This window comes from Ochrobactrum sp. RH2CCR150, assembly GCA_014138095.1.
GTDB lineage: Bacteria > Pseudomonadota > Alphaproteobacteria > Rhizobiales > Rhizobiaceae > Brucella > Brucella gambitense.
In genome coordinates this window covers 18,966-41,471 of the sequence record JACGXE010000006.1, presented here as the reverse complement: position 1 = coordinate 41,471, position 22,506 = coordinate 18,966, and the positions used below count along the sequence as shown (strand labels likewise).

Genomic DNA, 22,506 nt, shown 5'->3' with positions numbered 1-22,506 from the left:
GTCATGACCGAAGCCTATATTTGCGATTATGTCCGTACACCCATCGGTCGTTATGGCGGCGCGCTTTCCGCAGTCCGCGCCGATGATCTTGGCGCTGTGCCACTCAAGGCTCTGATGGAGCGCAACGCTTCCGTCGATTGGGAAGCCGTCGATGACGTCATCTTCGGTTCGGCCAATCAGGCAGGCGAAGACAACCGCAATGTCGCGCGCATGTCGCTGCTGCTGGCTGGTCTGCCGGTCAGCGTTTCTGGCACCACCATCAACCGTCTCTGTGGTTCGGGCATGGATGCGGTTATCGCCGCTGCACGCGCGATCAAGGCAGGCGAAGCGGAACTGATGATTGCGGGTGGCGTGGAAAGCATGAGCCGCGCGCCTTTCGTCATGCCGAAGGCTGACAGCGCCTTTTCGCGCAAGGCCGAAATCTTCGATACCACCATCGGCTGGCGCTTCGTCAATCCGCTGATGAAGAAGCAGTATGGTGTCGATTCCATGCCGGAAACCGGCGAGAACGTTGCCGAAGACTATAAGGTCTCGCGCGCCGATCAGGATGCGTTTGCCGTTCGCAGCCAGAACAAGGCCGCTGAGGCGCAGGCCAACGGACGTCTGGCCAAGGAAATCGTGGCGGTCACCATTCCGCAACGCAAGGGCGATCCGATCGTCGTGGACAAGGACGAGCATCCGCGTGCCACCAGCATCGAAGCGCTGGCAAAGCTGCCGACCCCTTTCCGCGAAGGCGGCACGGTCACGGCGGGCAATGCGTCGGGCGTCAATGACGGCGCTGCCGCGCTGATCGTTGCTTCGGAAGCGGCGGTGAAGAAATATGGCCTTACGCCGATCGCCCGCGTTGTGGGCGGTGCGACGGCTGGCGTGCCGCCGCGTATCATGGGTATTGGCCCGGCACCGGCAACGAAAAAGCTCAGCGCCCGCATCGGCCTTGCGCCTGATGCTTTCGACGTGATCGAGTTGAACGAAGCTTTCGCCTCGCAGGGTCTTGCCGTGCTGCGAGAGCTGGGCATTGCCGATGACGATAGCCGCGTCAATCCGAATGGCGGCGCGATTGCGCTCGGTCATCCGCTCGGCATGTCGGGTGCGCGCATTGCTGGCACCGCGGCGCTGGAACTGTCGCTGAACGGTGGAAAATATGCGCTTGCCACCATGTGCATTGGCGTCGGTCAGGGCATTGCCATCGCGCTTGAGCGCGTCTGACCCATCTTCTGCATCTCCAGCGAGGTCGTGAAGCAGCTTTGCTGGAGATGTTTGCGGATTGGTAGACCGAATGGAGTTTTGGCGGAAGAGAATGGGAGTCGAACCCACCAAAGACCGTCTATCGGCCCCTCCCGGATTTGAAGTCCGGACGCCCCACCAGGGACGCGTCTCTTCCAGATTTTAGCCGGTACTTGCGGCTGGTTCACTTTGCGCGAAATCGCCGAACAAGTCCAGCTTGCGACGGTTTAGCCGACGCAAATCTCCGCGCCGGATCGTGACGCTGTTTCGATCAAAAAATTCAAGAATCTGGATGGCCACCTTGCGGCCACTATCCACACGGTCACGAAAGCGCGCTGCGATGAACCAGCCGCTGTCGAACTCCGCATCCATCACCGAAAGTATCGCGATCATCTCGGCAATCGTGCTGCGCTGAAAAAAATGATCGTTTGCAACTTCATGTACACGTCCCATCCGGCCGCCAAGCTTGAGAACACGCCGGATTTCGTCCTCCTTTTCGTCAAGCAAACCGGCAATGTCGCGCACGCGGGGCGGGCGAAAGCGCGCTTCGCCACCAAGCATCGGCGCGATCCGCTCCCATAGCGTCGCGTCGGTCTCGCTCATCGACACTTCATGATCGCTGAGACGAAGCCATGCGCCGTCCAGCTTTACCAGTTGCGCATCCGTCAGTGCGGTTATCGCAGCCCGGAAAGCGCTTGCTGGCAGGCGCGGCTTTACAAGCAGGCGCAGCCTTTCCACCCCCATGCCGATCAGGTCCGGGTTTTCGTCATGGAAATTGCCAAGCCGCTCAAGAATGGCACTCTGCAACGCATCCCATCGTTCCGGTAAAAGCAGCAATTGCGACTGGCCCTGCGGTAGAACCGTCGCATTGAGTGCCAGTGCCAGAGCGTGTGGCTCATCGGCCAAAGCGCGGTCACGCAGGAATGTGGTTGCATCCAGATAAAACGGGTCGACGGACAGCAGTGCCCGTGCCGCTTCTAACGGATCATCAATGGCATGAGCGTCGAGTTGTGCCACCCGCTCGGGGCTGCGGCGCTTGCGCTGCGGCGGGCGTAGATCAAGAAAGCGACCGCCTCCGATTGTTCGCTGTGCGGAAACATCGCGAATGACAAAACGATCACCCGACGCAGCTGCAATCGGGCGATCCAGCACCAGTTGCACGCGTGCTTGAGTGCCCGGCGCGAGATCATTGTCCTGCAACAGCACGATGCGCGCACCCACTTCAGCAGATGCATGGTGCAGCCGCACCGGAAACCACTGGTCTATCGGCTTGCGTTCCGATGGCAAGATGGAAAGCGAAGCGTCGATACGGTCTGTCGGCATGTGCAACTCGGGCGACAACACCATGTCGCCACGGCTGACCGCTTCCTTGGAAATGCCTTCGCCTGCCAGATTGAGTGCACAACGGTCGCCTGCCTGTGCGGTTTCGCTTGGCCGGTTCTGCGCATGGATTGTGCGCACCCGAACCTGCTTGCCTGAAGGGCTGATAGTCAGCTGATCGCCAATCCTGACAGTACCGGACAGGACGGTTCCCGTCACGACAGTTCCCGCACCCTGAATGGTGAAGGAACGGTCCACGGCGAGACGAAAGCGTCCATCAGCGCGGCGGTGCGGGAAGTTGTGAGTCTCACTTTCGAGGGCTGCTTTAAGCTGGTCCAGCCCCTCACCCGTGATGGTGGACACCGGCAATATCGCCACATCGACAAGCGGCGTGGCGGCCAGTACATTGCGGATATCCGTTTCCACCTCGGCCAGACGAGCAGCGTCAACGAGATCGCTTTTGGTGATCACAACGATGCCGCGATTGATCCCGAGCAGATTGACGATAGCCAGATGCTCGCGTGTTTGCGGCATGATGCCATCGTCTGCTGCGACCACCAGCAGAACGAAGTCGATGCTGGCCGAACCTGCCAGCATCGTATGCACGAATTTTTCGTGCCCCGGCACGTCGACGAAGCCGAGAATTTCCTGTTCGTTGTCCGTCAGGGGGAGATAGGCAAAGCCAAGATCAATGGATATGCCGCGCGCTTTTTCCTCCTTGAGCCGGTCAGTGTCGACTTTCGTCAGCGCACGCACGAGGGACGTCTTGCCGTGATCGATATGTCCCGCCGTGCCGATAATCATGGGCGGTGTCTCTCTGTGGCGCGTGCCTCGGCTATCCGGCGTTCGTTGTCATCGAGTTGATCGCGGGCTACTTGCACGAAGGAATCGGCAAGCGAACTGCCTTCTGATTGCGCGTGCAGCAGATGTTCATAAGCCGACAAAGCATCTTGCTTCACGCCCATACCGAGATGCAGTGCTGCGCCAAGCATAGCTTCACCGTCGGCATCACCTGCTTCCGCTGCCTTCCGCCACCAGAACACGGCTTGTGCTGGATCGCGCGGTACACCGACCGCGTTATGATAGATCATACCAAGCCGTGTCATGGCGGTGGCAACGCCGTTCTCGGCGGCTTTTTGCGCCCATTCACGTGCTTCGACCGCGTTGGCGGCAACGGCGTCGTCTTCCAGCAGCATCCAGCTCAGCATGTCCTGTGCTTGCGCGTCGCCCTGTTCGGCAGCCAACCGATAAAGCCTTGCCGCTTCCGGATAGTCGGGGTCAATGGCCTCGCCCTTGAACAGAAGCGAGGCAAGGTTGCGCTGGCCGGAGGCGTCGCCAGCTTTAGCCGACAAGGCCAACCATTGATGCGCGAGATCGATGTTTCTGTCGACCCCCATGCCACCCGCAAAACAGGCGCCGATATTGTTCTGGGCGCGGGCATTGCCCTTACGTGCAAGCGGCTCCCATATAGAGAGCGCCGTGCCGTAGTCGCCCGATTTTGCTGCGACGAGGGCCTTTTCCAGTGACTGCGCATCACTGTCCTGTTTCGGCTTGCGGGAGAAAAGATCAGCGAGCCGCATAGGAAGCCAGATTCCTGACAAAGCGCGCCTCATCTTCGAGGCAACGCAGATCGAGAATGAACGCGCCTTTTTCGATGCGCCCGATCACCGGCAGCGGCAATTGCCGTAGCGCGGTGGCCAAAGCGGCGAGCGCGGAGCCGCTGCCGTCTTTCGGCACGATGGACAATCCGGCGCTTGGAACGGTCGATAATGGCAAGGCACCGGAGCCGATCTGGCTGGCGCAATCGGTGACTGTCACATCAAAGGCGGCGCCGAGCATTGTTTGCAGTTCCGGCTGCAATCGGGTGGCTTGAATAGCGATGTCGCTTTTCGGTCGCGCCAGATAGCGGAGCGTCGGTAGTTTTTCGGCCAGTCTTTCGGGGTTGCGATAGAGCTTCAGCGTTGCTTCCAGCGCGGCGAGCCTGATCTTGTCCACGCGAAGGGCGCGTTTCATCGGGTTTTTGTTGATGCGGGCGATCAGATCGCGCCGCCCGACGATGAACCCGGCTTGCGGCCCGCCGAGCAGCTTGTCGCCGGAGAAGGTGATGACATCGGCCCCTTCGGCAACGGCTTCGCGCACGGTTGGCTCATGCGCCAGACCGAATGTGGTCAGATCGGCGAGCGTGCCGGACCCAAGGTCATTGACCAGCGGTACACCGCGCGCCTTGGCGATTGCAGCAAGCTCCGTTGCCGATACCTCACGCGTAAACCCTTCAATGCGATAATTGGAAGTGTGGACCTTCAATATAAGCCCGGTATCCGGCCCGATAGCACCTTCATAATCACCCGGATGGGTGCGATTGGTGGTGCCAATCTCCACCAGTCTGGTGCCTGCGCGGGTCATGATATCCGGCATGCGGAACGCGCCGCCGATTTCAATCAGTTCACCTCGTGAGACCACTGCCTCTTTGCCCGCCGCAAGGCTATTCAGCACCAGCAGCACGGCGGCAGCATTGTTGTTGACCACGGTTGCATCTTCCGCGCCGGTCAGTTCGCAGACGAGTGCGCGCAGATGATCGTCGCGTTCGCCGCGCGCGCCGGTTGAAAGATCAAACTCCAGCGAAACGGCTTCGCGCATGGCTGCCGTCGCAGCCTCGATTGCCGCTTCAGCCAGAATGGCACGTCCGAGATTGGTGTGCAGAACCGTTCCCGTCAGATTGAATAGCGGGCGCAGGCTCGATTGCCCGGAAGCTTCAAGCAGATCGATGGCCCGCCCTGTAATCTCTGCGCTGTTGGACGGTGCAGCGCCGGATTTCACGGCTTCACGCATGTCGGTCAGGATCGTGCGAATGGCTTCTGTCAATGCCGGGCGACCGAACCGTTCGAGCGCGGAATCAAGTTCCGGCATTTGCAAAAGCGTATCGACGGAAGGCAATTGCCGCAGGTTAGACCGGGTCTGATCCATGGTGCCTCACAATCCTGCAAGCAGGGCAGCAAAGCCGCCGCGCCGATAGGGCGTTTCGCGCATCAGCATATCAAGGCCAAGGCTTGCCACATCGTCGGTCATCGGGTCAGCGTCGGTGGACTGCTGCTGGTAGATGATCTTGGTCCAGCTTCCGCATTCGTCGCAGGTTTCCGCCTTGATGACGCCGCCGCCGTCTTCGACTTCCTTATAGCCGACTCCCTTGGTTGAGCCGCAGCAGGTGCACTTGATACGGACATAGTGCCAGAGCGTGTTGCAGACCGAGCAGGAACAAAAGCGTGCGCCGTGCGCACCTTTCCAGCCGACGACGATTGAACTCGACGGCATGCTGCCGCAAGCGGGGCAGACGCCGTCTGCAACAGGGTTCACGGCTTTTGGATTAAGCGCGGATGCCAGCCGCGTGAAATGCAGCTGGAGACCGGCCCAGATATAGATATGTTCGGCAATCGCATCCGGCGGCAGCATGCCAGTGAAGACCGCATCGATCATGCGGCGGCGCTCCGCAGCGCTGGCGGCGATCACGCGCTCCAAAGCGTCGGCAGCATCCTGCGGTTTGGCGATATTGCGCGCGCGGTCGAACAGCTTGTCAAAGGTTGAATTCAGGGCACTGTCCGACGCAGCCACATCGCGGTCAATGCAGGGCATTTCGGGTTTCTGGGTGATGTCCGAGGGAGAGACCGGACCAAGCTCTTTTTGAACTGCCGATTGCGCATCGCTTAGATCGGCGACAAATTCGAGATAGGGTTTGAGCGGGCTCACCGACCCCAGCAGCCGCAGGCGCGCGGCTCTCCGGGCAAACAGGTCGTCGGGATCGGGCAATCGCACAAAGGGTGGAGACGATACCTCGCCAATCGCCGTTGGATCCGGCGCCAGATCTGTCTTACCTACCATTCTACTCCCTCACGAACCCGCCGGGCCACGTGGACCAGTGCAACCATATTTATTCTTGGTCGGTCTCCGGATTTTTCAACCCGGCGATCCGTAAAATTATGCAGCCGGTTTGCCACTTGTCGGCTTGGCCTTTCGCTTGGCGTTCAGCTCGCGCAGCCATTTGCGATGATGCCGCCATGCCCAGCCACCGGTCACTGTGCCGCGTGTCATGGCGCTGAATGTGCCTCTGATCCAGATTGCAGCGTAGACATGCACGATCCACACGCAAATGGCGACGACAGCGGCCATCGAGTGGACGAGCAGCGCCCAGCGCTGCTGGTTGATGCTGACGATGGAGCCGAAATATTCGTTCCAGATGGCGAGACCCGAAACGATCAGGATGATGATCAGCAGTGACATCGACCAGAAAACCAGCTTCTGCCCGGCATTATATTTGCCGACTTCGGGCAGCTTTTCCTCATCGCCCGCGATCACGTCATTAACCTGGCCGAGCCAGCGCGTGTCTTCGCGCTTCCAAAGATTGGCGCTCCAGAAACGCACGAAGAGGCCAAAGAAGCTGAAGAACAGCACCACGCCGATCCACGGATGGATAGTGCGTGTCCACTGGCCGCCGCCAAAAAGACCGGACAGGAAAAACAGCCAGGGGTGGAACATGGCAAGTCCAGACAGCGCCAGCAACACGAGGCTGATGGCGGTAATCCAGTGATTGATGCGCGCGCTGCCTGAATAGCGGTGCACGCGAACAGGCTTGCCCGGTTCTATGTCATCGCTGGCGGATACATCGTCAAAGTCGGTCTTGCTCATGAGCTTTTTTCTCCCGTGAGCTTCTCGGCCTCTTCCTCGTCATGCTCGGTCACGACGTTTGGACCTTTGATGATATAGTGCAGGAAGCCAGCGGCTGCGGCCAGTCCCATGACCGCCATGCCCGCATATTTGGAGACGCCTTTCCAGACTTCGACAACCGGGCTGATGCGCGGGTTATTCGGCAGGTTGGCGTAAATTTCCGGTTTGTCGGCGTGGTGCAGCACATACATGACGTGTGTGCCGCCGACTCCCGGCGGATCGTAAAGCCCGGCATTTTCAAACCCGCGGGACTTCAGATCCTTGATGCGCCCGTCGGCCCATTCCTTCATTTCGTCCTTGGTGCCATAGACGATGGCCTGGGTTGGGCATGCTTTTGCACAGGCCGGGCCTTGTCCAACCGCAATGCGGTCGGAGCACAGCGTGCATTTATAGGCCTTGTGGGTCACTTCCGAGACGCGCGGGATGTTGAACGGACAGCCCTTGATGCAATAGCCGCAGCCGATGCAGTTATCGTGGATGAAATCGACGATGCCGTTGGAATATTGCACGATTGCGCCGGGGGCTGGGCAGGCCTTGAGGCAGCCGGGGTCCTCGCAATGCATGCAGCCATCCTTGCGGATCAGCCATTCCAGATTGCCGGTATCGGGATTATCCCACTCGGTATAGCGCATCAGCGTGAAGGTATTGGGCGTCAGATCATGCGGGTTGTCATAGACACCCACATTGATGCCGACTTCCTCATGCGTATCGTTCCACTCGGCACAGGCCGATTGGCAAGCCTTGCAGCCAATGCATTTCGACACGTCGATCAGCTTGGCCACTTCGGTCTGGCGTTCGGCGGGTGGTGTCACGGATGACGCCGACCGCCGCATCAGGTCACTTTCACCGAAGCGCGGAGCCTGTGGCTGAACACTGGGATTGGGAACGGGTGGAAACATTCTTCAATCCCTTCTAAGCAACAGGCGCGCTGCTGCGTTCGATATTGACCAGAAACGCCTTGAATTCCGGCGTCTCGATGTTTGCGTCGCCGACAAACGGGGTCAGCGAATTCGGACCGAAGCCCTTGCGGGCAGCGCCCATGAAGCCCCAATGCAGCGGAATGCCGACCACATGCACCGTCTTGCCGTCACAGATCAGCGGCTTGATGCGTTTGGTCACCACTGCCTTGGCCTTGACCGAGCCGCGCTTCGACCAGACGCGCACCCAGTCGCCCTTGGCGATGCCCTTTTCCTTTGCCAGCTCTTCCGAAATCTCCACGAAAAATTCGGGCTGCAGCACGGCATTCACATGCACGTGCTTGGTCCAATAGTGGAAGTGTTCGGTCAGGCGATAGGAGGTTGCCGCATAAGGGAACTCCTCGGATGCCGTATCAGCGAACTGTTTGAAGTCGTTGTTGAAGACGCGGGCCACCGGATTGCCCCGGATATTCGGCGCAACCACATTGGCCAGCGGTGACTCAAACGGCTCGTAATGGGCGGGGAACGGACCATCGCGCATCATGCCACGGCAGAACAGGCGCGATGTGCCTTCCGCATTCATGATGAACGGTCCGACTTCATGCGGCTTGGCGGTCGGCGCGATGTCCGGCACGTCATAGCCTGTCCACTTGGTTCCATCCCATTCGATGAGCTTGCGGCTCGGATCCCACGCCTTGCCGTCAAGATCGGCGGAAGCGCGGTTATAGAGGATGCGCCGGTTGGCGGGCCATGCCCAGGACCAGTTGAGATAGGCTCCGGTCTCGTCGGGATCGTGATTGTCGCGACGGGCCATGTTGTTGCCCGCCTCGGTGAAGCAGCCGGAATAAACCCAGCAGCCCGACGATGTGGAACCGTCATCGCGCAGCGCGGCAAAACCGGGCAGCAGTTTCCCAGCCTCCAGAACCAATTTGCTCGGGTCTGTCGGGTCCATCAGCGTGGTCAGCGCACGACCGTTCAGTTCTTGCGCCAGTTCTTCGGCGGTCGGTTCGTCCGGGTCCTTGTAATCCCAGACCAGATTGAGAATTGGATCCGGGAACGGGCCGCCTTCCTTGCTGTAAAGCGCCTTCAGCCGCATATAAATCTGCGCCATGATCCAGTTGTCGGTCTTCGCCTCGCCGGGCGGTGTTGCTCCCGGCCAGTGCCATTGCAGCCAGCGGCCGGAATTGGTTAGCGAGCCTTCATCCTCTGCAAAGCAGGTGGATGGAAGCTGAAACACTTCCGTCTGGATCGACGCCGTGTCGACGTCATTATATTCGCCGTGATTTTCCCAGAAGCGCGATGTTTCCGTTTCGAGCGGGTCCATCGTGACGAGGAATTTCAGCTTCGACAGGGCTGCGGTCAGCTTGTTGCGGTTTGGCACCGCCATCAGCGGGTTGAAGCCCTGGCAGACATAGCCGTTGACCTTGCCATCGTTCATCATGTCGAAAATGCGCAATACGTCATAGTTCGGCACGTCGAGCTTCGGCAGCCAATCATAGGCGAAGTCGTTTTCAACGGTGGCGGCGTTGCCCCACATGGACTTCTGGAAGCTTACGAAGAACTTCTTGTAGTTCTGCCAATAACTCGTCTGGTTCGGACGCAAAGGCTTGAAGCTGCGCGTCGACATATAGGTGTCGAGGTCAATCTCCTTCTCCACCGGGATATTCATATAGCCCGGCAGAAGATTGGACATCAGGCCGATATCGGTCAGCCCCTGAATATTGGAGTGGCCGCGCAGCGCATTCATGCCGCCGCCCCGCACCCCGATATTGCCAAGGATCAACTGAAGCATCGCCATACCGCGAATGTTCTGCGCGCCCTTGGAATGTTGCGTCCAGCCAAGCGCATACATGGATGTCATGGTCTTGGTGGGTGACGAGCATTCCCCGATCATCTCGGCCACTTTCAGGAATTTCTCCTTCGGTGTGCCGCAGATGCGCTCGACCATTTCCGGCGTGTAGATGGAGGCATGCTGTTTCAACAGGTTCCACACGCAACGCGGATGCTGCAAAGTGTCGTCCACGACGGCATAGCCATCGTCGCCGATTACATATTCCCAGCTCGAGCGATCATAATCGCGCTTTTCCTCGTCATAACCGGTAAACAGCCCGTCCTTATATTCAAAGCCATCCTTGACGATGTAGCTGGCATTGGTGAAGTGCTTCACATATTCCCACTGCACGTGATCGTTCTGGATGCAGTAGTTGATGACGCCGAGCAGGAAGGCGATATCCGAACCCTGACGGATCGGCGAATAATAATCCGCTACCGATGCCGTGCGCGTGAAACGCGGATCGACGACGATCAGCCTGGCACCACGGTTGGCCTTTGCCTCCGTCACCCATTTGAAGCCGCACGGATGCGCTTCCGCCGCATTGCCGCCCATGACGACGATGAGGTCAGTGTTCTTGATGTCTGTCCAGGCGTTGGTCATTGCGCCACGGCCAAATGATGGGGCGAGACTCGCCACCGTCGGGCCGTGTCAGACGCGAGCCTGATTATCGAATGCGACTATGCCTGCACTGCGCACCACCTTGTAGGTGAGAAACGCTGTTTCGTTGGTCGTTGCGGACGCGGCGAGGAACCCTGTCGACGTCCAGCGGTTGACGGTAATGCCGGCGTCGTTCTTCGCGATGAAGTTTGCGTCGCGGTCATCCTTGAGGTGACGTGCGATCCGATCCAGCGCGTCGTCCCATGAAATGCGCTTGAATGCGCCGGAGCCGGGTTCACGGACCATCGGATATTGCAGGCGGGTTTCCGCCTTGACGAAATCCTTGAGAGCCGCACCCTTCGGGCACAATGTGCCGCGATTGGTCGGGTGGTCCGTATCGCCTTCGATATGGATCAGGTCGGCTTTCTCGCCCTTGCGCACATCGCCCTTGGAATAAAGGATAATGCCACAGGCCACCGAACAATAGGGGCAGGTATTCCGGGTTTCGGTCGTATTGGCCAGCTTGAAGGGGCGAATGGACTCAGCATAGGCGGTTTCCACCGCACCAAAGCCGAAAGAACCGAGCGCCGAAGCCGCTACCACCGCTCCCGTTCCGCCCAGAAACTGGCGGCGTGAGAGCTCCACATTCATAGCGCGATACCTCCCTGATGATCAGAACCGACGTGCCGGGATACAGTCGCAGGCGCGTTGTCGGGCTGGCTTGACTTTCATTTCACTAGTTCAACGCAATAAACTGCAGTTGTCAACCGAAGTGAAGGCCGAAAAATGTAACAACAAAGTGCATTTATAAATAACATGACTGTGATTGTCAGGTATTAATACATGAATGTAATCTTCACGAACACTTGTCTTGTTTGTTCATTGATTGACGGGCCTCTACAAACACGGCAGACTGCCCGTGTGACTTCTTTCGCTGCTCCCGAGTTTCGGGGCCTTGATCACAGATCAATATTGGCCTGCGCTGACCGTTTCGGTCAGGCGCAACAGCAGCGCTTTCTCCTCACAAAGGCAAGAAACAAAGCTTATGGCTCCAGAAGGAGCTATTTAAGGGGATCGTCATGAATCGTCGGGAACTTCTCAAATCCGGTGCCGTCTGCGCCGCCATAAGTGTCATGCCGGGCTTCAGTCTCGCGCCTGCCTTCGCTGCTGACGTCACTTTCGCGCCGCAGCCGTCGAACTGGCGCAGTTTCGAGATCAAGACCGTCGTCAATCCTACCGCGTCCAAGGATGTCATCCGGGCATGGGTGCCACTGGTCGGGTTTCAGGCGGATGGCTGGAACCGTCCAGAGGGCAACCGCTGGACGACCAATGCAAAGGTAGCGCAACTCGATCGCGATCCGCACAGCGGGGTAGGCCTGCTCTATCTCGAATGGGCGCCGGGCGAGGAAGCGCCGTCTGCGGAAATCACGAGCCTCATTTCGACCCGTGACCGCGCAAGCAAGCTTGAAGCATCGTCGGCGGTAGCGCCGCTGACGCAAACAGAGCGCGCCAAGTATCTGGCCGGAACACGGTTGGCTCCGGTGGATGGCATCGTTCGGGAAACCGCCGACAAGATCGTCGGCGATGCCACAAGCGATCAGGACAAGGCGCGCCGCATTTATGATTGGGTTGTCGCCAACACCTATCGACGCGCCTCCACGCGCGGTTGCGGCGATGGCGATATCGTGGCTATGTTGAAGAGCGGCGATCTGGGCGGCAAATGCGCCGATCTCAATCCGCTTTTCGTGGCGCTGGTGCGCTCCGCTGGCATTCCCGCACGTGATCTTTATGGGGTGCGGGTGGCGCCCTCCGCTTTCGGCTACAAGAGCCTTGGCGCAAAGAACGAGGTCATCACCAAGTCGCAGCATTGCCGTGCTGAAATCTATCTCGACGGCGTCGGTTGGGTCGCGACTGATCCGGCCGATGTGCGAAAGGTCATGCTTGAAGAAGAGAAGGACGGTCTGACCGCAGACGATCCGCGTGTCGTTGCTGTTCGTCAGAAGCTCTTCGGCGCATGGGAAGGCAACTGGATTGCCTTCAATGACGGCAGCGATATCGATCTGCCCTCCGCGCAGGGCGGGGAGCTTGGCTTCCTGATGTATCCGCAAGCCGAAGTGGCCAGCACACGTCTCGATTGCCTCGACGCGGATGCTTTCCGTTATAGCATGACGGCACGCGAAATCTCGATCTGATACGAAATAACATGCTGGGGCGGTTCCTGTTTGCACTCGCGAACGAACCGCTTTCGGCTGAGGAGGAAACATGGATATCGCATCGCCCATCCGTCTCAGCACTCTGGCGCATGGCGGCGGCTGTGGCTGCAAGTTGGCGCCCGCCGTGTTGCAAAATCTGCTTGCCGATCAGCCCGCCATTCAGCCGTTCAAGCAGTTGCTTGTCGGTACCGAGACCGGCGACGATGCAGCGGTCTGGCAGCTGGATGATGAAACCTGCGTGATCGCCACGACCGATTTCTTCATGCCGATGGTGGATGATCCCGTCGATTTCGGGCGCATTGCCGCAACCAACGCTATATCCGATGTTTACGCCATGGGCGGCACGCCGATCATGGCGCTGGCGATCCTCGGCATGCCGGTGAACCAGATGCCTGCGGAAATGATCCGCGATATTCTGAAAGGCGGTTCCAGCATCTGTACCGAAGCCGGTATTCCTGTGGCAGGCGGGCATTCCATCGATGCGCCGGAGCCGATCTATGGACTGGCGGTGATCGGCACCTGCAAGCTTTCCAATCTGCGCAAGAACAGCGGAGCCAAACCGGGCGACGTGCTCATTTTGACCAAGGGGCTGGGCGTTGGCATTTATTCCGCCGCCTTCAAGAAGCAGGTGCTCGACAGCGCCGGTTACGATGAAATGATGGCCTCCGTCACTCTGTTAAACCGGGTCGGCGCTGAACTCGGCAAGGATGATGCCGTCCATGCAGTCACCGATGTGACAGGCTTTGGTATCCTCGGTCATGCGCTTGAAATGGCGCGAGGATCGAAGGTCGGCATCACACTTCGATACAGTGATCTGCCGTTTTTGGACCAGGCTGAACGCCTTGCCAAGGAGGGCTTTATCACCGGCGCTTCGACCCGCAACTGGGCGAGCTATGGCGACGAAGTGCACCTTGCTGATGACACGCCGATCTGGAAGCAACAATTGCTGACTGACCCGCAAACCTCCGGCGGTCTGCTTGTTTCCTGTGCGCCAGATGCGGCAGAGCGCATTGTCGCAACGATCCGTTCCGCCGGTTATCCGGCGGCGCGTATCGTCGGAACGGTTGGTGAAGCACCGTCAGTGGTAACGGTGGTCGACTAAAGCCCTGATTGATTTGCCAGCAAAATTCGAGCATTTCTTGAGCGTCGCCCAAGCCTAAGGCATAGTGTTTTCGATTAAGACAGAGTCGCAACCCGCGATAGGGCGCCGCGATAAGGATTGAGCATGTATTGGGCGGATATTATTGGCATTCTGGCGGTCCTTCTTTTGGTGGCCGCTAACGGCTTCTTCGTTGCTGCTGAATTCTCACTGGTGGCTGTCCGCAAAAGCCGGGTGGCCGAACTCGTCGCCGCCAAGCGGACCAATGCTACGGCTCTTCAGCGCGCAGTGGATCATCTTGATGCCAATCTTGCGGCCACGCAGCTCGGCATAACGATTTCCTCGCTGGCGCTCGGCTGGATCGGTGAACCGGCCCTTGCCCATCTCATCGAACCCGCTTTGGGCGCGCTGCCGACCGAATGGGTGAGCTTTGGGTCGCATGCCATCGCGGTTGCGATTGCCTTCATCATCATCACGGCGCTGCATATTGTGCTGGGCGAACTTGCGCCCAAAAGCCTCGCCTTGCAGCGCAGCGAAGGCACGGCGTTGTTTGTCGTCCGTGCGCTCGGTGCTTTTACCTTTATCTTCTGGCCCGCCATTTCCACGCTCAACGCACTGGGAAATCTGGTGCTGCGGGTGTGCGGTTTGCAGCCGGGCAACGGGGAGGGATCGACCCATTCTCCGGAAGAGATCAAGCTGCTCGTCGCGGCCAGCCAGCAGGCTGGTCTGATTGAAATGACGCAACGCGAGGTGGTGGCGCGTGCGCTGACCATTGGTGACCGCCGCGTGGGCGATATCATGACGCCCCGGCGTGAGATCGACTGGGTGGACGCCGACGACACGCAGGAGCAGATGCTCAAGACTGTCCGCGAATGTCGCCACGAACAATTGCTGGTCGCGCATCAGAGCATCGACGAACCCATCGGCATGGTTCTCAAGAAAGATCTGCTTGATCAGGTGCTCGACGGTCATGCGGTCAATCCGCTGAAGGCAATCCGGGAACTTGTCGTGGTGCATGAGGCGACACCGATTTTCCGTGTGCTTGAAATCTTCAAGAAAAGTCCGGTGCGGCTGGTCGTCGTCGTGGATGAATATGGCATCCTCGAAGGCATCGTCACCCAGTCGGACCTGCTTGAAGCCATCGCGGGTGATATACCGGATATTGACGACGAAGAGCCGGATATCGTGACGCGCACGGATGGGTCGCTTCTGATTGACGGCTTGATGTCGGCCCATGAGGCCTTCCATCGTCTGGGTTTCACCGAAGTCCCGGAAGATCGCGGCTATCATACGATTGCCGGTTTTGCGCTGTTGCAGCTGGGCGATCTGCCTTCCGTTGGTGACAGTTTCGAGTATGACGATTGGCGCTTTGAAATCGTCGATATGGACGGCCGGCGCATCGACAAGATTCTCGCGAAGAAATTATAGGTAACGTTGGGGTCGCCGCTCCGCCGAAAGGCGTAGCGGCTCCGCCTTATACGGTTATATGCCCGGCAGCTCTGTTTGTGCATTCTGTATGTATGAAGATAGAAGCTGAACAGCAACGCCAATTCTGGAACGACTGGAACGCGCAGACCCGCGAAAAGGAGCTGCACGAAATCTCGCGTCGGCAGGCCGAGATGGTCCTCGACAGTCTGGCACGCACCGGCAGAAGCGGGCTGAAAATCCTCGAAGTCGGTTGCGGCGCGGGGTGGCTCTGTCCGGAGCTTGCCCGGTTTGGCGATGTGGTGGGAACCGACCTTTCCGACGAGGTTTTGCAGCGGGCGCAGACGCGCTGGCCCGAAATCAAATTCGTGTCGGGTGATTTCTTCTCGCTGTCCTTCGAGCCGCAATCCTTCGACGTGATTGTCAGTCTGGAAGTGCTGTCGCATGTCGAGAACCAGCCCCAATTCATGGAGCGGCTAGCCGATCTGCTGGTGCCAGGTGGCATGTTGCTGCTCGCAACGCAAAACCGGCCCGTCCTGCAAAAGCATTGCAGCGTCGCGCCGCCCGGTCCGGGACAGGTTCGCCGTTGGGTCGACCGGACGGAACTGGCCGGGCTGGCGTCGCCTTTTTTCAAGATAGAACAGCTGCGCTCCATCACGCCCATGGCGCAACGCGGCTACCGGCGTTTCCTGACATCGCAGAAACTCAACAATGCGCTCGCGCCGGTGATGGGACATCGTCTTCGCGATCTGCTCGAAGCCAATGACTGGGGTTGGACGCTGATGCTGAGAGCCACCAGACATCTGGCCGTATAAGAAGCGGCACCTTTTTCAATCCACTAGCCGACAGCTTTTAAGTATTGGGATCAAGTATAGACCCGCAGGAAAAATATGTTCCTGCGGGTCTCTTTTTTGGCAGGAATGCGCACGACAGTATCCATTCATCGAATTAAATATATGGAAATTATAGAATAATTCGTAATGGAACACTGCCGTGAGTACAAAAAAGCAATTCATCCTCAACGGGTTCGGCATGAATGTCGTTGGCCATGTCTCGGCTGGCCTGTGGCGGCATCCGCAGGACAAGGCGCATAATTACACCAGCATCGACTACTGGGTGAACCTTGCCAAAACGCTGGACGAAGGTGGCTTCGACGCCCTTTTTCTGGCCGATGCGCTTGGCCATCTGGATGTTTTCAACGGAACGCCGGATTCATCGCTGCGCACAGCCGCGCAGTCGCCGGTGAACGACCCGCTTCTGCTCGTTTCCGCTATGGCTGCGGCCACCCGTCATCTGGGCTTCGGCATTACTGTTTCGACGACTTATGAGCAGCCCTATCTGCTGGCGCGTAAATTCACGACGCTCGACCATCTGACCAAAGGGCGTATTGCGTGGAACATCGTGACGTCGGTTCTGGAGTCCGCAGCCAAAAACCTTGGGCTTGATCGCCAGATCGATCATGACGAGCGCTACAATCGCGCGCAGGAATTTCTCGACGTGACCTACCGTCTCTGGGAAGGTTCGTGGGAGGATGATGCCGTGGTGCGCGATCGGGAAAAGGGGATTTATACCGACCCTTCCAAGGTCCACCCGATCAATTTCCACGGTCGCTACTTCAATGTGCCGGGTGCGCATCTCTCACAGCCAAGCCCGCAGCGGACGCCCTTGCTGTTTCAGGCGGGAACCTCGCCACGCGGTCGTGAATTCGCGGCAAGCAATGCGGAAGTGGTGTTCCTTGGCGGTACCAATACGGCGGCGATCCGCCGCTCGACCGATGCGATCCGTGCGCAGGCCGTCGCGCTTGGCCGTTCGCCCGATGCCATCAAATTCATCACGGCTGTGACGGTGATCACCGCGCCGACCGACGAAGAAGCGCAGGCAAAGTACAAGGACTATCTGTCCTATACCAATGTGGAAGCGGCGCTGGCGCTGTTCTCCGCCTGGACCGGTGTGGATTGGAGCCAGTATCCGCTCGATCATCCGCTGGAGTATATCGAAACCAATGCCGGTCGCTCGGCGCTTGCGGGCCTCACCAGCATCGATGCCGATCGTCGCTGGACGGTGGAAGGCATTGCCGAATATATCGGTGTGGGCGGCATTCATCCCAAGCTGGTCGGCTCGCCGCAGACCGTTGCCGACGAGCTGGAACGTATTGCCGATGAGGGCGGTATCGACGGTTTCAATCTGGCCTATGTGATCAGCCCCGGCACCTTTGAAGATTTTGTCGAACATGTCGTGCCGGAATTGCGCAAGCGCGGGCGTATCCGCGCGCGCACTGATGAGCCGCTGACAATCCGCGAGCGCTTTCAGGGCGAAGGTCACCGTCTGCTGCGTGACGATCATCCGGGTGCAGCGGCGCGTGATCGCTCGCAATGGGCGTCTCCTGTTACGGAGGCGGCGCAGTGAGCGGCATTCATGTCCACTGGTATCTGCCGACCAATGGCGACAGCCGTGAGATTGTCGGCTCCGGTGACGACTCACATCTCGGCAATGGCCCATTAGGTCTGAGCTGGCGCAAACCGACTATCGATTATCTGGAGCAGATTGCCAGAACAGCGGAACTTCTCGGCTTCGAAGCCGTGCTGACGCCGACCGGCACATGGTGCGAAGACGCATGGATAACCACAGCCGCGCTGTCACGCGTGACCAGCCGCTTGAAGTTTCTCGTCGCTTTTCGTCCGGGCTTCATTTCGCCAACGCTTGCCGCTCATCAGGCGGCGACATTCCAACGCATTTCCGGCGGACGGCTGTTGCTAAACGTGGTGACGGGCGGGGATCCGGTCGAACAGAGACGGTTCGGCGATTATCTCGATCACGATGCCCGTTACGAACGAACGGGAGAGTTTCTGGAAGTGCTGCGCGGTGTCGCCTTACCGGCAGGTGAAGACAAGCGCTTCGATTTCGAGGGAAAGCATTATCGCATCGAGGGTGCGCAGATCGACTTCGGTGTATATGGCCTGCCGAATATCTTTTTCGGCGGGGCAAGCGAGGCTGCGCGTGATGTCGCTGCGCAGCATGTGGATACCTATCTGGTCTGGGGCGAGAATCCAGAGTTCGAGGCGGAACGCATCCGAACCCTCAAGGCGCAGGCGGCGGCGCTTGGGCGCAAATTGTCCTTCGGTATTCGCCTGCATGTGATCAGTCGCGATACGGAGGCGCAGGCCTGGGCGGAAGCCGATGCCTTGCTGGCGAAGCTTTCACCGGAACGCATCCAGCGCGCGCAGGCAATTCTGGCGCGCACCCAGTCGGTCGGACAGACGCGGATGAACGCGCTCCATAAGGACAAAAGCGAACAGGCTTTTACGCTTCGCAGCGCGCGCGACCTCGAAATCTATCCGCACCTTTGGGCGGGGTATGGGTTGGTTCGCGGTGGTGCGGGAACGGCCATCGTCGGTAGTCACGAGCAGGTGGCAGAGCTGATTGCGCAATATCACGAGGTCGGGTTCGATCACTTCATCCTGTCCGGCCAGCCGCATATCGAGGAAGCCTATTATTTCGCCGAAGGCGCTTTGTCGGTGCTTCGCTCCCGACAATTGCTTGCAGCAGCGTAGGAAACCCCAGCAAAGCATGGAATGAACGGCATATTCCTCAGCTGTGGTTTCGCGGCAGGCGGCAAATATTAGCCTTTCGCAATATACTGAGAATACTTTATTGCCCGCAGCAAATGATCGGGCTAGCATGTCCCCATTACAACAACGGCAGGAAAAACCTGTCGAGACAAATGGGGAAATAAGATTATGAAAATGGCACGCCTTGCCTTCGCCGGTGCACTTCTCGCAACTGTCACCGGTTTTCACGTTGCGCCTGCTGCGGCGCGCGATCTGACAGTTGTCTCCTGGGGCGGCAACTATCAGGATGCGCAACGCGAAATCTATTTCAAACCGTTTTCGGAAAAGACCGGAAAGCCGCTTCTAGATGAATCCTGGGACGGCGGTTACGGTGTCGTTCAGGCCAAGGTGAAGGCTGGCAAGCCCAATTGGGATGTGGTGCAGGTGGAAGCTGAAGAGCTGGCGCTCGGCTGTGCCGATGGTCTTTATGAAAAGATCGACTGGTCCAAGCTCGGCGGCAAGGACAAGTTTCTCGACAGCGCGGTCAATGATTGCGGCGTCGGCGCCATCGTCTGGTCCACGGCTATCGCCTATAATGGCGACAAGCTGAAAGACGGCCCCAAGTCCTGGGCGGATTTCTGGGATGTGAAGAAGTTTCCCGGGAAGCGTTCGTTGCGTAAGGGCGCAAAATACACGCTGGAATTCGCGCTGCTCGCAGACGGCGTCAAGAAGGACGAAGTCTATGACGTGCTGGGCACGCCGGAAGGCGTCGACCGCGCCTTCAAGAAGCTCGATGAGCTGAAGCCGAATATTGTGTGGTGGGAAGCTGGCGCGCAGCCGCTTCAACTGCTGGCATCCGACGAAGTCGTGATGGCCTCGGCCTATAATGGTCGTATCACCGGCATCAATCGCGCTGAGGGCAAGAATTTCAAGGTCGTTTGGCCGGGCAGCATCTATGCCGTCGATAGCTGGGTTGTTCTGAAGGACGCCGAGAACAAGGACGCGGGCATGGATTTTATCGCTTTCACAAGCGAGCCGGAAAATCAGGTCAAGCTACCGAAATTTGTTGCCTACGGTCTTCCGAACAAGGAAGCCGCAAGCAAGGTTCCGGCGGAATTCGCAGGCGATCTGCCAACGGCGGAAGCCAACATGACAGATGCCATTCCGCTCAATGTCGATTTCTGGATCGACAATTCGGAAGAGCTGACGAAGCGTTTCAACGCCTGGCTGGCTCAGTAACAGAGGCAGCCTGCCAAAGTTCATCGCCGTCCCGTCTGCCGTGAAAACAAATAGCTGGAGCGGTTTCGTTAATACCGGAACGGCTCTGGCGGGTGGACGGGATATTCCGATTGCCGGCAAATGGAGTGATTCATTGACGGACTATCGAATCCGATTTGAGAATATCAGTAAATCCTACGCCGATTTCAAAGTTATAGACGGGCTCAACCTCGATATCGCACGCGGTGAGTTTGTCAGTCTGCTGGGGCCGTCGGGCTCGGGCAAGACCACGCTTCTGATGATGCTCGCAGGTTTTGAAAACCCGAGCGGCGGCAAGCTCATCGTCGATGGCAAGTCTATCAACGATGTGCCTTCCTATAAGCGCAATATGGGCGTTGTCTTCCAGAACTATGCGCTGTTTCCGCATATGAGTGTCGGCGAGAATGTCGCGTTTCCATTGCAGATGCGTGGGCTTGGCAAGGCGGAAATTTCCGACAAGGTCGGAAAAGTGCTGGATATGGTGCAGCTTTCCACTATGCGCGAGCGCAAGCCGTCGCAGCTCTCCGGCGGGCAGCAGCAGCGTGTGGCTTTGGCCCGCGCGCTGGTTTTCGAACCGGGTGTGGTGCTGATGGACGAACCCCTCGGTGCGCTCGACAAGCAGTTGCGCGAACAGATGCAGCTCGATATCCGCGCTCTGCATAGCCGCCTCGGTTTGACGATTGTTTTCGTGACGCACGACCAGAGCGAGGCTCTGACCATGTCGGACCGCATCGCCGTGTTCAACAAGGGCCAGATCGAACAGATCGGCTCACCGCGCGAAATCTATGACGAACCCAAGACCCGTTTCGTGGCCGAATTTATTGGCGAAACCAACCTTGCCGAAGGCAAGGTGGAGCGTATCGACGGAACCAATACGTTGATCCGCCTCAACAATGGCGCCGAGCTGAATGCCTCTTCATCGGGCGCGTTGACGCCGGGACAGAACGTGTTGCTTTCAATCCGCCCGGAGCGGATAGAACTGGGCGGCGAGGGCAAGGCGGACAACAGTCTCAGTACGCGCGTCACCGACAGTGTCTATCAGGGCGACCACCTGCGCATCCAGCTGGATGACAAGGCGCATAATTTCATTGTCCGTCTTGATCGCAAGGCGCGCGAATGGAAGCCGGGGGTCGATGTGGTGGCGCATTTCAATGCCGCTGATTGCTGGACCATTGTCGCATGACGGTACTTTCCGCCAAGAGCACGCGCTCCGTTTTGCTCATCGCCCCGCTTTTGATCTTCATTGCGCTGTTCTTCCTGTGGCCGCTCGGCGTAATGATGAAACAGGCAATTTCCGACACGGCGGTGCTGCGTGTTTTGCCGCAAACGGCAGAAGCGGTGGGCGCATGGGACGGTCAGTCCGGCCCGACACCGGAGATGAAACAGGCGCTTGTTGCCGATCTCAAGACCTCTACCGACCAGCAGGCCGTCGGCGATATGGTGCGGCGCTTGAACAGCGCCCAGTCGGGCTTTCGTACGCTGATGAGCAAGACGATCTCGGCCATTGAGAAGGGCGACCCCGCGCTCGATCTTGAGGCCGTTGATAAACGCTGGAGCCAACCTCAATATTGGCGCGCAATTGCCAATGCTCTGTCCCCCACCACGGATCGCAATCTATTGGCCGCTGTGGATATGGAACGCGACAGTTCTGGCGAGATTGTTTCCATGGCACCGGGCACATCGGCCAATCGCGCCATTATGCTGCGCACCTTCTGGATTGCCGCGCTGGTCACGCTGGCCTGCGCCGCTATCGGTTATCCCTATGCGGTGTTGCTGGCTTCTGCCACAGGCTGGGTGAAGAGCGCCTTGTTTGCAGCGGTGCTGCTTCCGCTCTGGACGTCGCTTCTGGTGCGCACGGCGGCTTGGTTCATCCTATTGCAGGACAAGGGGTTGATCAATGACACGCTGACCTGGCTCGGGTTGACGAACGGGCCGCTGCCGCTGATTTTCAACCGGACGGGCGTGATCATCGCCATGACGCATGTGCTGTTGCCGTTCATGGTTTTGCCCATCTACAGCGTGCTGGTGTCGATCCCGAACAATCTGATGCCTGCCGCCGCTTCGCTGGGCGCGCCGCCATGGCGCGCATTCCTGCGGGTTCTGCTGCCGCTCAGTATGCGCGGTATCCTGTCCGGTATGTTGCTCGTCTTCATGAGCGCCATCGGTTATTACATCACACCGGCGCTGATCGGCGGTCCGAGCGACCAGATGATCAGCTCAATCATCGCTTATTATGCAACCGGCTCGGCCAATTGGGGCATGGCGGGTGCGCTGGGCATGGTGCTGCTGGTCGTTTGTCTGGTGCTCTATGCGGTCTATGGCCGCCTGACCAACGAAAAGCCGGGGAGGGCGTGAC

General features: G+C 58.6%; 17 protein-coding genes and 1 tRNA gene. 10 read left to right on the top strand and 8 right to left on the bottom strand.

Features of this window, described 5'->3' with window-relative positions; all coding sequences use genetic code 11:
- The first annotated feature begins 3 nt into the window (after nt 1–3).
- Nucleotides 4–1,206, top strand: a complete 1,203-nt coding sequence (gene pcaF, locus FHW03_RS14245) for a 3-oxoadipyl-CoA thiolase (RefSeq protein ID WP_182521226.1) — start codon at nt 4–6, stop codon at nt 1,204–1,206.
- Between the two features lie 79 nt (nt 1,207–1,285).
- Here pcaF and FHW03_RS14240 read toward each other — a convergent pair.
- The 8 genes from FHW03_RS14240 to fdnG form a co-directional block, all read right to left on the bottom strand.
- Nucleotides 1,286–1,381 (bottom strand) — tRNA-Sec (locus FHW03_RS14240).
- A gap of 5 nt (nt 1,382–1,386) precedes the next feature.
- On the bottom strand, nt 1,387–3,348 hold the full coding sequence (gene selB, locus FHW03_RS14235) for a selenocysteine-specific translation elongation factor (RefSeq protein ID WP_182521225.1): 1,962 nt from the start codon (nt 3,346–3,348) through the stop codon (nt 1,387–1,389).
- The gene (locus tag FHW03_RS14230; RefSeq protein ID WP_182521224.1) at nt 3,345–4,124 is read right to left on the bottom strand and encodes a tetratricopeptide repeat protein; all 780 of its coding nucleotides are present in this window, start codon (nt 4,122–4,124) and stop codon (nt 3,345–3,347) included. Before FHW03_RS14230 ends, selB begins: the two co-directional genes overlap by 4 nt.
- Nucleotides 4,111–5,508: an L-seryl-tRNA(Sec) selenium transferase gene (gene selA, locus FHW03_RS14225; RefSeq protein WP_182521223.1), complete on the bottom strand. Its 1,398-nt coding sequence runs from the start codon at nt 5,506–5,508 to the stop codon at nt 4,111–4,113. Before selA ends, FHW03_RS14230 begins: the two co-directional genes overlap by 14 nt.
- A gap of 6 nt (nt 5,509–5,514) precedes the next feature.
- Nucleotides 5,515–6,417 carry a formate dehydrogenase accessory protein FdhE gene (gene fdhE, locus FHW03_RS14220; RefSeq protein ID WP_182521222.1) on the bottom strand — a complete coding sequence of 301 codons (903 nt, stop codon included), beginning with the start codon at nt 6,415–6,417 and terminating at the stop codon, nt 5,515–5,517.
- A gap of 96 nt (nt 6,418–6,513) precedes the next feature.
- Nucleotides 6,514–7,221: a formate dehydrogenase subunit gamma gene (locus tag FHW03_RS14215; protein ID WP_138786992.1), complete on the bottom strand. Its 708-nt coding sequence runs from the start codon at nt 7,219–7,221 to the stop codon at nt 6,514–6,516.
- Nucleotides 7,218–8,159 carry a formate dehydrogenase subunit beta gene (gene fdxH, locus FHW03_RS14210; protein ID WP_182521221.1) on the bottom strand — a complete coding sequence of 314 codons (942 nt, stop codon included), beginning with the start codon at nt 8,157–8,159 and terminating at the stop codon, nt 7,218–7,220. Before fdxH ends, FHW03_RS14215 begins: the two co-directional genes overlap by 4 nt.
- A 13-nt stretch (nt 8,160–8,172) precedes the next feature.
- Nucleotides 8,173–11,259: a formate dehydrogenase-N subunit alpha gene (fdnG, locus tag FHW03_RS14205; protein ID WP_182521220.1), complete on the bottom strand. Its 3,087-nt coding sequence runs from the start codon at nt 11,257–11,259 to the stop codon at nt 8,173–8,175.
- Between the two features lie 428 nt (nt 11,260–11,687).
- Between fdnG and FHW03_RS14200 the strand changes: the two genes are divergently transcribed.
- The 9 genes from FHW03_RS14200 (at nt 11,688) to FHW03_RS14160 (ending at nt 22,505) form a co-directional block, all read left to right on the top strand.
- Nucleotides 11,688–12,800, top strand: coding sequence for a transglutaminase-like domain-containing protein (locus FHW03_RS14200; RefSeq protein WP_182521219.1), 1,113 nt, complete (start codon nt 11,688–11,690; stop codon nt 12,798–12,800).
- Nucleotides 12,801–12,870: 70 nt separating this feature from the next.
- A complete protein-coding gene (gene selD / locus FHW03_RS14195; protein ID WP_182521218.1) occupies nt 12,871–13,923 on the top strand; it encodes a selenide, water dikinase SelD in 1,053 nt (350 codons plus the stop codon).
- A gap of 123 nt (nt 13,924–14,046) precedes the next feature.
- The gene (locus FHW03_RS14190; protein ID WP_182521217.1) at nt 14,047–15,348 is read left to right on the top strand and encodes a hemolysin family protein; all 1,302 of its coding nucleotides are present in this window, start codon (nt 14,047–14,049) and stop codon (nt 15,346–15,348) included.
- A 92-nt stretch (nt 15,349–15,440) separates the two neighbouring features.
- Complete coding sequence (locus FHW03_RS14185) at nt 15,441–16,160, top strand: class I SAM-dependent methyltransferase (protein ID WP_182521216.1); 720 nt, start codon at nt 15,441–15,443, stop codon at nt 16,158–16,160.
- Between the two features lie 178 nt (nt 16,161–16,338).
- Nucleotides 16,339–17,751: an LLM class flavin-dependent oxidoreductase gene (locus FHW03_RS14180; RefSeq protein ID WP_377514850.1), complete on the top strand. Its 1,413-nt coding sequence runs from the start codon at nt 16,339–16,341 to the stop codon at nt 17,749–17,751.
- Nucleotides 17,748–18,896: an LLM class flavin-dependent oxidoreductase gene (locus FHW03_RS14175; RefSeq protein WP_377514848.1), complete on the top strand. Its 1,149-nt coding sequence runs from the start codon at nt 17,748–17,750 to the stop codon at nt 18,894–18,896. Before FHW03_RS14180 ends, FHW03_RS14175 begins: the two co-directional genes overlap by 4 nt.
- A gap of 186 nt (nt 18,897–19,082) precedes the next feature.
- Entirely contained in the window at nt 19,083–20,132 is a 1,050-nt protein-coding gene (locus FHW03_RS14170) for an ABC transporter substrate-binding protein (RefSeq protein ID WP_182521214.1), read from the top strand.
- 133 nt (nt 20,133–20,265) lie between these two features.
- Nucleotides 20,266–21,333, top strand: a complete 1,068-nt coding sequence (locus FHW03_RS14165; protein WP_182521213.1) for an ABC transporter ATP-binding protein — start codon at nt 20,266–20,268, stop codon at nt 21,331–21,333.
- A complete protein-coding gene (locus FHW03_RS14160) occupies nt 21,330–22,505 on the top strand; it encodes an ABC transporter permease (protein WP_182521212.1) in 1,176 nt (391 codons plus the stop codon). The genes FHW03_RS14165 and FHW03_RS14160 overlap by 4 nt, the downstream gene beginning before the upstream one ends.
- The last annotated feature ends 1 nt before the right edge of the window (nt 22,506 follow it).

Coding starts and splice junctions, on each gene's coding strand:
- fdhE (WP_182521222.1), bottom strand. CDS start 6,417: ATGGTAGGTAAGACAGATCTGGCGCCGGATCCAACGGCGATTGGCGAG.
- FHW03_RS14200 (WP_182521219.1), top strand. CDS start 11,688: ATGAATCGTCGGGAACTTCTCAAATCCGGTGCCGTCTGCGCCGCCATA.
- FHW03_RS14230 (WP_182521224.1), bottom strand. CDS start 4,124: ATGCGGCTCGCTGATCTTTTCTCCCGCAAGCCGAAACAGGACAGTGAT.
- fdxH (WP_182521221.1), bottom strand. CDS start 8,159: ATGTTTCCACCCGTTCCCAATCCCAGTGTTCAGCCACAGGCTCCGCGC.
- selB (WP_182521225.1), bottom strand. CDS start 3,348: ATGATTATCGGCACGGCGGGACATATCGATCACGGCAAGACGTCCCTC.
- pcaF (WP_182521226.1), top strand. CDS start 4: ATGACCGAAGCCTATATTTGCGATTATGTCCGTACACCCATCGGTCGT.
- FHW03_RS14190 (WP_182521217.1), top strand. CDS start 14,047: ATGTATTGGGCGGATATTATTGGCATTCTGGCGGTCCTTCTTTTGGTG.
- FHW03_RS14215 (WP_138786992.1), bottom strand. CDS start 7,221: ATGAGCAAGACCGACTTTGACGATGTATCCGCCAGCGATGACATAGAA.
- FHW03_RS14160 (WP_182521212.1), top strand. CDS start 21,330: ATGACGGTACTTTCCGCCAAGAGCACGCGCTCCGTTTTGCTCATCGCC.
- selD (WP_182521218.1), top strand. CDS start 12,871: ATGGATATCGCATCGCCCATCCGTCTCAGCACTCTGGCGCATGGCGGC.
- FHW03_RS14185 (WP_182521216.1), top strand. CDS start 15,441: ATGAAGATAGAAGCTGAACAGCAACGCCAATTCTGGAACGACTGGAAC.
- selA (WP_182521223.1), bottom strand. CDS start 5,508: ATGGATCAGACCCGGTCTAACCTGCGGCAATTGCCTTCCGTCGATACG.
- FHW03_RS14170 (WP_182521214.1), top strand. CDS start 19,083: ATGAAAATGGCACGCCTTGCCTTCGCCGGTGCACTTCTCGCAACTGTC.